The sequence below is a fragment of the Mesorhizobium sp. M0854 genome (genome assembly GCF_040319815.1).
GTDB lineage: Bacteria > Pseudomonadota > Alphaproteobacteria > Rhizobiales > Rhizobiaceae > Mesorhizobium.
In genome coordinates this window covers 329,846-343,226 of the sequence record NZ_JAMYOL010000004.1, presented here as the reverse complement: position 1 = coordinate 343,226, position 13,381 = coordinate 329,846, and the positions used below count along the sequence as shown (strand labels likewise).

Sequence of the window (13,381 nt, the reverse complement as noted above, 5' to 3'; positions counted from 1 at the left end):
GTTCAGCCGGCAGCGCCGTCCCAGGAACCGGTTTCGGCCATTTGCCTGAGCCGGGGTGCCACTCGAAAGACATCCTTGCCGGTCTGCTGGTGCCAGTGATCCAGCCGCTGGATGATCTTGTCCACGCCTTCGAGGCTCGCCCAGAACATCGGCCCGCCCTTGCCGACCGGGAAGCCGTAGCCGTTGACCCAGACGACGTCGATATCGGAGGCGCGGGCGGCAATCTTTTCCTTGAGGATTTTGGCGCCCTCGTTGATCATCGGATAGAGCGTCCGCTCGATGATCTCCTCGGCGCCGATCGCGCGCGGTGCAATACCGCGCTCGGCAGCCTTGTTGCGGATCAGCGCCTCGACATCGGGATCGGGCAGCGGCGTGCGCGAACCGCCTTCGTAGCGATAGAAGCCGCTGCCGGTCTTCTGGCCGAAATGTCCCTGTTCGCACAACGCATCGGCGATCACGGCCGTCTGGCCACTCGCCTTGCGGTTGCGCCAGCCTATGTCGAGGCCGGCGAGATCGCTCATCTCGAACGGCCCCATCGGCCAGCCGAAATCGGTGAACACCTGGTCGACCTGGCGCGGCATTGCGCCTTCCAGCAGAAGCGTCTCCAGTTCCGCACCGCGCGCCGCCAGCATGCGGTTGCCGACGAAGCCGTGGCAGACGCCGACGACGACCGGCACCTTGCCGATCCGCCGTGCCAGATCGACGATGGTCGCCAGCACGTCGGGCGAAGTCTTGTCGGCGCGGACGATTTCCAAAAGCTTCATGACGTTAGCCGGCGAAAAGAAATGCATGCCGAGGAGATCTTGCGGCCGCGACGTCGAAGCGGCGATTTCGTTGACATCGAGATAGGAAGTGTTGGTGGCGAGGATCGCGCCCGGTTTGGCCACGGCATCGAGCCTGCCGAAGACATCCTTCTTGACCGCCATCTCCTCGAACACGGCCTCGACGATCAGGTCGCAATCGGCAAGATCGGCATAGTCGGTGGAACCCTTGAACAACCCAAGCCGTTGGCGCTTGGCGTCTTCGCTCAGCGAGCCGCGGATGACGGAAACGGCATAATTCTTGTTGATCGTCGCCAGCCCGCGCTGCAAGGCCTCGTGTGTCGCTTCCAGCAAGGTCACGGCGACGCCGCCGTTGGCGAACGCCATGGCGATGCCGCCGCCCATCGTGCCGGCGCCGATGACGCCGACCCGGGCGATCTTGCGCCTGACGACGTCCTTGCCGGCAATCTTTGCCGCCTCACGTTCAGCGAAGAACAAATGCCGCTGCGCGCGTGATTGGTCCCCGGCGACAAGTTTGACGAACAGGTCGCGCTCCGCCGCCAGCGCTTCGTCGAAGGGCAGCGTCAGGGCGTTGCGAACCGACTGCGCACAGGCGATCGGCGCCTCGAGGCCGCGTGCTTTGCCGGCAAGCACTGCCGCTTCCTTGTCGAACGCCGGCAAGTCGGCCTGGTCGAGGCGATCATTGCGGTCGCGCACCGGCGTGAACGGACCGCCTTTCGCGGCCGTTTCGTTGGCGAAACTCACCGCTTGCGCGGTCAGGTCGCCATCGAAGACGGCATCCACCAGGCCGGCGGCGAGCGCCTCGGCCGCACCGATAGGCGTTCCCGAAACGATCATGTTGAGTGCCTTCAGCGGACCAACCAGGCGCGGCAGGCGAACCGTGCCGCCGCCGCCCGGCAGCAGGCCGAGCTTGACTTCCGGCAGGCCGAGCCTTGCCGTTCGGTCGGCAACACGGAAATGGCAGCCGAGCGCCAGTTCCAGGCCGCCGCCGAGCGCAGTGCCGTGAATGGCCGCGACCGTCGGCTTGGCGATGGTTTCCAGCATGGCGACTAGGGCGCCCAGGTCCGGTTGCCGCGCCGGCTTGCCGAATTCGGTGATGTCGGCGCCGGCGACGAAGGTCCGCCCGGCGCATGCTATCACGATTGCTCCGACCGACGGCTCGTCGCGCAGGGAAAAGAGCGCCTGCATCAGCGGCTCGCGCACATGGAAGCTCAGCGCGTTGACCGGCGGATTGTCGATGCTCACCACCGCGACGTTGCCGTGCCTTGTAGTGCTGACGAAATCGGACACGCAAACCTCACGCAATGATGTTGGCCAATAGCGCGACGGGATTTACAGCGCTGGCATGCGGATGGGAACCACGTGTTTTGCGGGCCGCATCGATATCCCCTCGCCGCCGGGTGGCCTTGCCTTAGCGCAGCGCCTTCTGCCCACCGGCGGCGGTGATGACGCCGACGATGATCAGCCCGGTCAGCACCAGGCGGACGCCGACGCTGACGCCGAACGTGTTGAGCATGGTCAACAGCAGCACCAGGAACAGCGCCGCGCCCCAGACCCCCGGCACATTAGCCTTGCCGCCCGCCACCGACGTGCCGCCGATGACGACGACGGCGATCGAGGCCAGCAGATACTCATTGCCGATATCGACATTGGCGCCGCGGAAATAGCCGGCGAGCAGTGCGCCGTCGAGGCCGCCGAGCGCGCCCGACAGCGTGTAGGTGAGGAAGCGGGTGCGGCCGACATTGACGCCGGCCAGCCAGGCAGCGCGGATGTTCTGGCCGATCGCCAGCACCGAGCGTCCGTAGATCATGCGCTGCAAAACGATGCCGGCGCCGATGGTGAACAGCACGGTGAGGATCGCCAGCACCGGGATGCCGAACACCTGCCAGTTGGTGAAGTCGGCAAAGCCCGGCGGCGGCTTGATCTGCAGGCCCCGCCCATAGCTGATATCGACCGACTGGATGACGAAGCTGGCCGACAGCGTCGCGATGATCGGCGGAATGCGCAGCGCCCAGATCAGCAGATAGTTGACGGCGCCGATCGCCATGCCGCAGGCCAGCGCGGCCAGCAGCCCGACCGCGATCATCGCATCATTGCCGTCCATGACCTTCATGGCGACGGCGCTGGCAAGGCCGATATTGGCCGGCAGCGACAGGTCGACATTGCCCGGCCCGAGCGTGATGACGAACATCTGCCCGACGCCGACGATGACGGTGAAGACGGCGAGCGACAGCGCCGCCGTGATCATGCCGCCGCCGCCATAGCCGCCGGTGAAGGCGATGGTTGCCAGCCACACCAGCAGCGCCCCGAAGAACGACCAGATCCAGGGTCTGGCGAGCAGTGCCCGCAGCGATGCCATGCTCACCTCTCCCTGCGGCTGATCAGCACCCGCGCCGCCAGCACGATGATCAGGATGGCGCCGTTGGCGGCGACCTGCCAGTCGGGCGGAATGTGCATGAACGTCAAGAGGGGCGATGCCGCCAGCGCCAGCGTCAGCGCGCCGATGACGGCGCCGATCGGCGACACCCGGCCGCCGACGAACTCGCCGCCGCCGAGGATGACGCCGGCGATCGAAAGCAGCGTGTAGCCATTGCCGATATTGGCATCGGCCGAGGTGGTGATGCCGATCAGCGCCATGCCGGACAAAACGCCGAACAGGCCGGTCAGCGCAAACAGCGCGATCTTGGTGCGCAGCAGCGACCAGCCGGCGCGCTTGAGTGCGGCTGAATTGCCGCCCGATCCACGCAGGATGACGCCGTAGGAGGTACGCATCAGGCCAAAGTGGACGACGGCTGCGATCAGCAATGCCGCGATGATCGGGAACGGAATGAAGGGTGGCTTGAAGGCCATCAGCGCCAGCAGCCAGTCCGGCGCCTTGCCGCCGGGCTTGGGCAGGATGAGGATGGCCATGCCCTGCCAGACAAAACTCATGCCGAGCGTCACCACGATAGAGGGCAGGTTGCGCAGATGGATCAGCGCGCCGAGCAGCGCGTAGACGCCGATCGACCCGAGCAGGATCACGACGCCGAGCAGCGGCGCGTCCTTCAGCCATGTCGCCGTCACGCAGCCGACGAAGCCGACAAAGGTGCCGATCGACAGATCGAGCTCGTTGCCGGCGATGACGAACATCTGCGCGATCGTCGCCAGAGCGATCGGGATCGCCAGATTGAGCATCAGGCTGAAACCGAAATAGCTGATGGCGCGCGGGTTGAGCCAGGCGATGGCGATGAGCACCAGCGCCAGCGACAGTGCCGGCAGCAGGCTGCGCAGCATGCGCGCCCGCCTGGTGGCGCGAGCCGAAGATTTTAGCCCATTCTCGACGGATACCGCTGTCATCTCAGGCCGCATCGCCGAACGACGACTGGATGATCTTTTCCTCCGTCAGTTCGTCGCGACGAAGGTTGGCGACGATCCGGCCGTTCTTGAACACATAGATGTGGTCGCAATTGTCGAGCTCTTCGGTTTCGGTGGTGTACCATAGGAAAGTGCGGCCATGGCGAGCCTCCTCGCGCACCAGGTCGTAGACTTCAAGCTTGGTGCCAATGTCGACGCCGCGCATCGGATCGTCCATCAGCACGATCTTGGCGTCGGAGCCGAGCGCCCGCGCGAACAGCGCCTTCTGCTGGTTGCCGCCGGACAGCGAGAAGATGTTGTTGTTCATGTCGGGCGTACGGATGCCGATTTTCCGCTGCCACAACTCGGCGAGCTCGGCTTCGCGCTGCGGCGAGATCAAGAGGCCGTTGCGCAATCGCGCCAGCGAACGGATGCCAATGTTCTCGGCAATCGACCATTGCGGAAAAATCCCGTCCGACTGGCGGTCGCCGGCAACCAGCGCCACCGGCGCGGTGACCTCGATGCCGGTCTTGGCACGGGAAGCTGCAGCAAAGATAGCCAGCAAAAGATCGGTCTGCCCATGCCCGGCAAGTCCGGCAAGGCCGATGATTTCACCTGCACGGGCGACAAGCTCGTTGCCGTCCTGCTGTCGCGCCGGACGCGCCCGGACCCGCAGCGGGCCGGGCTCCGGCTTGCCGCTCGCAATCTCTGCGGCGGTCTTCTCGCGCGCCTCCGCTCCGCCCATCGCCGTCATCAGCCTGTCGCGGTCGAAGGCGTCGGCCTGCCCGGCGGCGGCCACCTTGCCGTCGCGCATCACCACGATGCGGTCGGCATTTCCGAGCACTTCGCCCAACACATGCGAGATCAGGATGCAGCTCTTGCCGGCGGCGATGAAGCGGCGCACGAACGCCAGCAGCTGGCCGGCGGTATGCGCGTCGAGCGAGGATGTCGGCTCGTCGAGGATAACCAGCTCGAGCGGCTCCTGCGTGACCGTGAAGGCGCGCGCCACCTCCACCATCTGCCGGCTGGTGATGGAAAGATCACCGACGATGTCGGATGCCGAGATGCTGTGGCCGGGGAAGATCTCGTCGAGCTTGGCGGCGATCAGATCGGCCGCCTTGCGCCGCCAGCCGAAGCCATGCAGCGACGCGTGGTTGATCCGCGTGTTCTCGGCGACGCTGAGGTTCGGGCAGAGCGACAGCTCCTGGAACACACAGCGTATGCCGAGCTGCTGCGCGCGCGGCACCGAATAACTTGCCTCGACACCGCCGCGGACCGCGATCTGCCCGCTGTCGGGGGCAAGCGTGCCCGCCACCATATGCATGAGCGTCGATTTTCCGGCGCCGTTATGGCCGACGAGACCGACGCATTCTCCGGCACGAACGCTGAAATCGACACCGGCGAGCGCCCTGACGGCGCCGAAATGTTTTTCGGCTCCGACCAGTCTTATGATGTCCAAACTGACGGCGCCGAAAAGCTTTTCGGCGCCGTCCGGCCTGATGATGTCTGCATTGGCCTCCGGCATCCCTCAACGATACCCGGTTATCCGTGGCGGCAACAATAGTGCCATGCTCACTTGATGTTGGCCTTGATCGCCGCGATGGCGTCTTCCTGCGTGTATTCGTGGCTGGCGACGCCGCCCTTCGGAATCTTCGGCAGCGCGGCCTCGAAATCGTCCTGGGTGAAGGCAAGATAGGGCACCAGCAGGTCGTGCGGCACGTCGGTGCGGCCGTCGAGCACCTGCTGCGCCACCCAGAAGGCAAGCGTCGATACGCCCGGTGCGATCGATGCCGACCAGGTCTTGTAACCGTCCTTTTCCTTCTGCTCCTTCCACCACTGCAACTCGTCCTGGCGATTGCCCATGATGATGGTCGGGCGTGGCTTGCCGGCGGCGGCGAAAGCCTGCGCCGCGCCGTAGCCGTCACCGCCCTGGTCGACGACCCCGACAACATCCGGCAGCGAAGGCAGGATCGTCGCTACGGCTTTCTGTGCCGTGGTCTGGTCCCAGTCGCCGGTCACCGAGCCGACGATCTTGAACTCGGGATGGGCAGCGACGCCTTCGAGGATGCCGGCATGGATGGCATCGTCGATCGAGGTGCCGGCGAGGCCGCGGATTTCCAGCAGGTTGCCGCCCTTGGGCTGGAACTTGGCCATCTGCTCGACTTCCTGCTTGCCCATGTCCTTGAAGTCGACGACGACGCGGTAGGCGCAGGGTTCGGTGACGATACCGTCGAAGGAGACGACGACGATGCCGGCGTCGCAGGCCTGCTTGATGGCGCCGTTGAGCGCATCCGGAGACGCCGCGTTGATGACGATCGCGTCATAGCCCTGCAGGATCAGGTTCTGCACCTGGGCTGCTTGCGTCGGCACTTCCTTGTCGGCCGTCGTGAAGACGTCCGCGGCGCCGACCACCTTGTCGGCAACCGCCTTCTTGGTAACGATGGCGTAGCTGTCCAGCATCGCCTGCCGCCAGGAATTGCCGGCGTAATTGTTGGAGAAGGCGATTTTCTTGCCGCTGGTATCGGCAAGCGCGGTACCTGCGGCGAGCATCGCCGCAAGAGCCCCCAAAGCGAATATTTTCCTCATGTCATACTCCTCCCGTGAGTTGCTGTCTTACTGGTGGTTAATGGCTGGCTGGTGGGTATTGGTTGATACGCTCACAATCTTGTTTTTTATCTATTATCAGACAAATGCAGATAGGCGGCAAGCTGTCAACATCAAACCATGGCCGGCGATCAACTTGCGGTGCAATCATTGAAACCGGTTCGACTCCTGGTCTAGGGATGGCACTGGAGACCGATTGAATGGCAACGAACCTTGCCCCGGGTGCACCCGGCATTCCGGCACGCTGGACGTCGAGCGCCAAGAGCGGCGTCGGCACCGCGCTCTCACCGGCCTGCCCGATCTGGTTCACCATCAGCCACGGTATCCTCAACGAGATCTACTACCCGCGCCTCGATAGCGCCTGCACCCGCGATCTGGGGCTGATCGTCACCGGACGCGACGGCTATTTCTCGGAAGAAAAACGCGACGCCGAACACAGTATCGAACCCCTGGCGGACGGGGTGCCTGCCTACCGGCTGGTCAACACCGCAAGCGATGGAACCTACAGGATCGAAAAGCGCATCCTGACGGATCCGGAACGTCCCGTCTTGCTGCAGGAGATCATGTTCACGCCGCTCAAAGGCGCGGCCGCCGACTACCGCGTCTACGCGCTGCTGGCACCGCACCTCGTCAACGCCGGCATGGGCAACACCGCCTGGATCGACGACCATGAAGGACAGCCTGTCCTGTTTGCATCGGGACGCGGCACCTGCCTGGCGCTCGCCTCGTCGTTGCCGTGGAAGGCGTGCTCGGCCGGCTATGTCGGCGTCTCCGACGGCTGGCAGCAGCTTGGTCAAGGCGGCCGGCTCGATCCGGCCTGCCGCAGGGCCGAGGATGGCAATGTCGCGCTGACCGGCGAGATCGCCTTTTCGGCCGCAAACCCAAAAATATTGCTGGCGCTCGGCTTCGGCACGACGCCGCAACAGGCGGCGGAAACCGCTTTCGCCAGCCTGAGGCAAGGTTTTGAGCCCGCAGCCGGATCCTACGTCGACAAATGGCGCCAATGGCAGGCCGGTTTGCTGCCGCTGGACCGGCATGCGGCGTCCGGCCTCAACAGCTACCGCCTCAGCACGGCGGTGCTGGCGACACACCGGTCGTCCGCCGGAGCAGCCGTTGCCAGCCTGTCGATCCCGTGGGGCTTCAACAAGGGCGACGACGATCTCGGCGGCTATCACCTGGTCTGGCCGCGCGATCTGGTCGAAACCGCCGGCGGCTTCCTCGCTGCCGGCGACCCGGCGGAAGCCTTGCGCATCCTTGGCTATCTGCGCTCGATCCAGCAGCCGGACGGCCATTGGCCGCAGAACGCCTGGCTCGACGGATCGGCCTATTGGCCGGGCATCCAGATGGACGAATGCGCCTTCCCGCTGCTGCTTGCCGACGCACTGCGCCGCGCCGGCCATTTGCCGCCTGCCGCACTCTCCTCCTTCATGCCGATGATCGAGCGCGCTGCCGCCTATGTCGTGCGCAACGGCCCGGTCACCGGCGAGGACCGCTGGGAAGAAGACGCCGGCTACAGCCCGTTCACGCTTGCCGTCGAGATCGCCGCATTGCTGGCGGCTGCCGACATCTTCGATACCGCCGGCAAAACAGAGCCGGCAAACTATCTGCGCGAAACCGCCGATGTCTGGAACGATCAGATCGAGCGCTGGACCTACGTCGCCGGCACCGCCGCATGCGAGCAAGCCAGCGTCGAAGGCTACTATGTCCGCATCGCGCCGCCCGACAAAGCCGGCGCGGCATCGCCGAAAGACGGCTACGTCCCGATCAAGAACCGCCCGCCGGCCGATACGGACCGGCCGGCCAAGGCGATCGTCAGCCCGGATGCGCTGGCGCTGGTCCGCTTCGGCCTCAGGGCGGCCGACGATCCGCGCATCCTCGACACGGTCAAGGTCATCGACGCGCAATTGCGCTGCGAGCTGCCGCAGGGCCCGCTCTGGTACCGCTACAATGGCGACGGCTATGGCGAGCATGCCGACGGCGCGCCCTTCGATGGAACCGGCCGGGGCCGGCCCTGGCCGCTGCTGGTCGGCGAGCGCGCTCATTACGAGTTGGCGGCAGGCCGCAGGGATAGTGCGGCAAGCCTGCTCAGGACGTTCGAGAACTCTGCCGGACCGGGCGGCCTGCTACCGGAGCAGGTCTGGGACGGTCCCGACATGCCGGAGCGCGAATTGCGGCATGGCGGGCCCTCCGGCAGCGCCAAGCCGCTGGTCTGGGCGCATTCCGAGCACATCAAGCTGCTGCGGTCGCTGCGCGACGGCACGGTGTTCGACATGCCGCCGCAAGGGGTCAAGCGCTATATCGAGGGCAGGACGGTGTCGCGCTTCAGGGCATGGCGTTTCAACCACAAGATCCGTACCATCCCGGCAGGCAAGGCGCTGCGCATCGAACTTCTGGCCCGGGCGGTGGTTCATTGGAGCAGCGACAATTGGGCAACCGTCCATGACACCGAGACCACCGCGAATGCTTTCGGCATCCATCTTGCGGAATTGCAGGTTGCCGAGATTGCTCCGGGCAATAGCCCGGGCAATAGCATTGTCTTCACTTTCTTCTGGCCCGACAGCGGCCATTGGGAGAATGCTGACTTTTCTGTCGGCATCGGCGATACCGGATAGAACATGATCCCGCAGAGTGGAGACCGGTTTTTGGAAAAGATCATGCTTCAATCACAGCGCCACTAGATCATCGATCCCTCAAGTAAGGCAGGACGAGACCATGCAGATAGGAATGATGGGACTGGGCCGGATGGGCGCCAACATGGTTCGGCGCCTGCTGCGCGATGGCCACGAATGCGTCGTCTACGATATTAACCCGGCGAGCGTCGCCGCGCTTGTGAGCGCCGGCGCGGTCGGAGCCGCCTCGATGGAGGAGTTCGTCGGCAAGCTGGCGAAGCCGCGCAGCGCCTGGCTGATGCTGCCTGCGGCGATCACCGGCAAGATCGTCGACCAGGTGGCTGCCCTGATGGAGCCGGGCGACATCATCATAGACGGCGGCAATTCCTATTATCACGAGGCCGTCGACCACGCCGCGCGCCTCGCCTTGAAAGGCTTGAGCTATGTCGATGTCGGCACCAGCGGCGGCGTCTGGGGCCTCGAGCGCGGCTACTGCCTGATGATCGGCGGCCCCGACAGCGCGGTCCAGCATCTCGATCCGGTCTTCGCAACGCTGGCGCCAGGCGCCGACGCCGCTTCGCCCGCCCCTGCCAAGGATGCCGGAACCTCGCCCTTCGGCTATCTCCACTGCGGACCAAGCGGCGCCGGCCATTTCGTCAAGATGATCCATAACGGCATCGAATATGGCGTCATGGCCGCCTATGCCGAAGGCATGAACATCCTGAAATCGGCGAATGCCGGCAAACGGCAGCGCACCGCCGATGCGGAAACCAGCCCGCTGGAAAACCCGCAATATTACCAGTTCGACATCGACATCGCTGAAGTGGCCGAGGTCTGGCGGCACGGCAGCGTCATCGGCTCGTGGCTGCTCGACCTGACGGCCGGCGTACTGAAGGCCGATTCGTCGTTGACGCAGTTCGGCGGGCGGGTCTCGGATTCCGGCGAAGGCCGCTGGACGCTGAAGGCGGCGATCGACACCGGCGTGCCGGCGCCGGTGCTGTCCTCGGCGCTGTTCGACAGGTTCTCCTCGCAAGGCGAATCCGAATTCGCCGACAAGCTTCTGTCCGCCATGCGCTATGCCTTTGGCGGCCATGTCGAAAAACCCAAGGCCGGTTCGTGACGGGCGACAGGGAGGCACGCCCATGAGCCAGGAACGATCGGACACGCTGGTGCTTTTCGGCGCCACCGGCGATCTCGCCCACAAGAAGATCTTCCCCGCCCTTTACGCCATGGTGGCCAAAGGGACGCTGAACGAGCCGGTGATCGGCGTCGCCTTCGATCCCTGGGACCTCGCCAAGCTGCAGGCGCGCGCCCGCGACGGCATCGTCAACGCCTTGGGCAGCATCGACGACAAGATCTTTGCCAGGCTTGCATCGCTGCTGCGCTATGTCAGCGGCGACTATCGGGCGCCTGCGACCTTCGAGAAGCTGAAGACCGCGCTCGGCAGCGCTGAGCGGCCGCTGCACTATCTGGCGGTGCCGCCGGCGATGTTCGAGGTGGTCGTCCAGGGGCTGGAGCAGTCGGGCGCCGCCCAGGGCGCGCGCCTGATGGTGGAAAAGCCATTCGGCCACGATCTGCAATCGGCGCGCTGGCTGAACCGGGTGCTGCATCTGGTCTTCGACGAAAAGTCGATCTTCCGCATCGACCATTATCTCGGCAAGGAGGCGATCCAGAACCTGCTCTATTTCCGCTTCGCCAATTCCTTCCTCGAGCCGATCTGGAACCGCAATTACGTCGAGAGCGTGCAGATCACCATGGCCGAGGATTTCGGCGTCGAGGGCCGCGGCCGCTTCTATGACGAGGTCGGCTGCATTCGCGACGTCGTCGAAAACCATCTGCTCAACATCCTCTTGCTGCTCGCCATGGAACCGCCGGTCGGCCGCTCGGCCGACGATCTCATCGACGAGAAGGTGCAGGTCCTGCGGGCGATCCGGACGCTGACCAGGGACGATGTGGTGCGCGGCCAGTTCGACGGCTATCTCAACGAGCCGGGCGTGGCGCCGAACTCGCCGGTCGAGACCTTCGCGGCGGTGCGCTTTTTCGTCGATACCTGGCGCTGGCAGGATGTGCCGTTCTTCATTCGCGCCGGCAAATCCCTGCCGGTGCACGCCACCGAGGTCATCGTGCGGCTGAAGCGGCCGCCGCTCGACGTCTTCGATCCGATCAAGACCGGCGACTGCAATCACGTGCGCTTCCGCATCGATCCCCAGGTGGCGATCTCGATCGGCGCCCGTCGCAAGGCGCCCGGCGATGACATGGTCGGTGAGCAGGTCGAGCTCACCGCGCTGGACGATTCGAAGGGCGACATGCCGCCGTACGAGCGGTTGATCGGCGACGCCATGAACGGCAACGGCCAGCTTTTCACCCGCCAGGACGCCAGCGAGCTCGCCTGGCGCATCGTCGGCCCGGTGCTCGGCGACACCACGCCGCCCCCTGTCTACGCGCCAAAGACGTGGGGGCCGGCCGAAGCCATGGCTGGATTCGGGCCGCCGAACGGCTGGATCAATCCAGCGAAATGATTTCTGGAAGGTGAAAGCGATGGCCAAGGCGGTGAAGCAACCGGCATCGGAGGAAGAAAAGATCGTGCTTGCGATCGATATCGGCGGCTCGCACGTCAAGATCCGCACCAGTGCCGGCGGCGACGAGCGCAAGACCGCTTCCGGACCGGAGCTTACGCCGCAGCAGATGGTCGCGGCGGTGAAGACGCTCGCCGAAGGGCTGCGCTACGATGTCGTCTCGATGGGCTATCCGGGCCCGGTGCACCACAACCGGCCGCTGACCGAACCCGCCAATCTCGGCAAGGGCTGGGTCGGCTGCGATTTCGCCGCCGAGTTCGGCAAACCGGTCAAGGTCGTTAACGATGCGCTCATGCAGGCCATCGGCAGTTATGAGGGCGGCCGCATGCTGTTCCTTGGCCTCGGCACCGGCCTTGGGGCCGCGATGATCGTCGATAACGTTGCCCAGCCGATGGAGCTTGCCCATCTTCCCTACAAGAAGCGCGGCAGTTTCGAAGACTATGTCGGCGAACGCGGCCTGCAAAAGCGCGGCAAGAAGAAATGGCGCAAACACGTCTTCGACGTGGTCGACCGGCTTCGCGCCGCCATGCAGCCGGACTACGTGGTCATCGGCGGCGGCAATGTCGACGAACTCACCGACTTGCCCGCCGATTGCAGACGCGGCGACAACACACGCGCCTTCGAGGGCGGATTTCGACTATGGCGCGACAAATCCCTGATTATTTGATATTGCTGATTGTCTGATATTATCGAGCACCGGCTCAGGGTTGTTAATCCCGCGCTGCCGTTAGTATTATTATTCAAAATAATGTGTGACGTGGTGCGGCGTCATTGCATTGCGCAGATTTGCCGACTAGGAATTTCTGCGACCCCCATGGACGGAGAGATAGATTGACCGACGACAACAACAACGCTCGCAAAAATATCGACCTGCTCGAGCTGACCGCCCATATCGTGTCCGCCTATGTCGAGAAGAACCGCTTGCCGGCTTCCGGCCTCGGCGATCTCATCGCCAGCGTCAGCGCTTCCATAGGCGGGCTCGGGCAACCGGCAGTGCCGGTCGCCGCGCCGCTGACGCCTGCCGTCAATCCCAAGAAATCGGTGACGCCGGACTACATCATCTGTCTCGAGGACGGCAAGAAGTTCAAATCCTTGAAGCGCCATATCGGCGTTCATTTCGGGCTGACGCCCGACGCCTATCGCGCCAAATGGGGCCTGCCGTCGGACTACCCGATGGTCGCCCCCAACTACGCGGCCTCGCGTTCGCAACTGGCCAAGGCGATCGGCCTCGGCCGCAAAGCCCCGCCCGCGCCCACGCCCGTCAAGGGTAGGGGCAGGAAGGCCAAGGCGACGGCCTAAAGCATCGTTCGAAGCCCTGCAAACGCAAGCCTCGAAGATTGGCGGGACAGCGCCCCCCTCTGTCCTGCCGGACATCTCCCCCTCAAGGGGGGAGATCAGCTGCCTCGCCGATGGCGCTACGCTTTAAACGTACAAATCTTTGAACGTACAAATTGCCTTCGAAGCCGGAGACTGGCGA

The 13,381-nt window shown here is 64.6% G+C and carries 10 protein-coding genes; 5 read left to right on the top strand and 5 right to left on the bottom strand.

The features are described from left to right. Window positions 1-2: 2 nt before the first annotated feature. The 5 genes from NKH99_RS10165 to NKH99_RS10145 form a co-directional block, all read right to left on the bottom strand. A complete protein-coding gene (locus tag NKH99_RS10165; protein ID WP_353013879.1) occupies window positions 3-2,072 on the bottom strand; it encodes a 3-hydroxyacyl-CoA dehydrogenase NAD-binding domain-containing protein in 2,070 nt (689 codons plus the stop codon). A 121-nt stretch (window positions 2,073-2,193) separates the two neighbouring features. After that, on the bottom strand, window positions 2,194-3,141 hold the full coding sequence (locus tag NKH99_RS10160; RefSeq protein WP_352540864.1) for an ABC transporter permease: 948 nt from the start codon (window positions 3,139-3,141) through the stop codon (window positions 2,194-2,196). Between the two features lie 2 nt (window positions 3,142-3,143). Further along, window positions 3,144-4,118 carry an ABC transporter permease gene (locus NKH99_RS10155; RefSeq protein WP_023678190.1) on the bottom strand — a complete coding sequence of 325 codons (975 nt, stop codon included), beginning with the start codon at window positions 4,116-4,118 and terminating at the stop codon, window positions 3,144-3,146. A 1-nt stretch (window position 4,119) separates the two neighbouring features. Further along, the gene (locus NKH99_RS10150; RefSeq protein ID WP_353013875.1) at window positions 4,120-5,640 is read right to left on the bottom strand and encodes a sugar ABC transporter ATP-binding protein; all 1,521 of its coding nucleotides are present in this window, start codon (window positions 5,638-5,640) and stop codon (window positions 4,120-4,122) included. A gap of 47 nt (window positions 5,641-5,687) precedes the next feature. Beyond that, entirely contained in the window at window positions 5,688-6,701 is a 1,014-nt protein-coding gene (locus NKH99_RS10145) for an ABC transporter substrate-binding protein (protein ID WP_352481006.1), read from the bottom strand. A gap of 218 nt (window positions 6,702-6,919) precedes the next feature. Here NKH99_RS10145 and NKH99_RS10140 point away from each other — a divergent pair, with 218 nt between their 5' ends. The 5 genes from NKH99_RS10140 to NKH99_RS10120 all read left to right on the top strand — a co-directional run bounded on the left by NKH99_RS10140 (window position 6,920) and on the right by NKH99_RS10120 (window position 13,203). Next, window positions 6,920-9,331 (top strand): glucan 1,4-alpha-glucosidase, encoded by a 2,412-nt coding sequence (locus NKH99_RS10140; protein ID WP_353013873.1) that lies wholly within the window; start codon window positions 6,920-6,922, stop codon window positions 9,329-9,331. A 100-nt stretch (window positions 9,332-9,431) separates the two neighbouring features. Continuing rightward, the gene (gene gnd / locus NKH99_RS10135; protein ID WP_353013871.1) at window positions 9,432-10,448 is read left to right on the top strand and encodes a phosphogluconate dehydrogenase (NAD(+)-dependent, decarboxylating); all 1,017 of its coding nucleotides are present in this window, start codon (window positions 9,432-9,434) and stop codon (window positions 10,446-10,448) included. A gap of 22 nt (window positions 10,449-10,470) precedes the next feature. Further along, the gene (gene zwf, locus NKH99_RS10130) at window positions 10,471-11,847 is read left to right on the top strand and encodes a glucose-6-phosphate dehydrogenase (RefSeq protein WP_353013869.1); all 1,377 of its coding nucleotides are present in this window, start codon (window positions 10,471-10,473) and stop codon (window positions 11,845-11,847) included. Between the two features lie 19 nt (window positions 11,848-11,866). Then, a complete protein-coding gene (locus NKH99_RS10125) occupies window positions 11,867-12,571 on the top strand; it encodes an ROK family protein (RefSeq protein ID WP_352481009.1) in 705 nt (234 codons plus the stop codon). Window positions 12,572-12,735: 164 nt separating this feature from the next. After that, window positions 12,736-13,203, top strand: coding sequence for a Ros/MucR family transcriptional regulator (locus NKH99_RS10120; protein WP_352613172.1), 468 nt, complete (start codon window positions 12,736-12,738; stop codon window positions 13,201-13,203). Window positions 13,204-13,381: the final 178 nt, after the last annotated feature.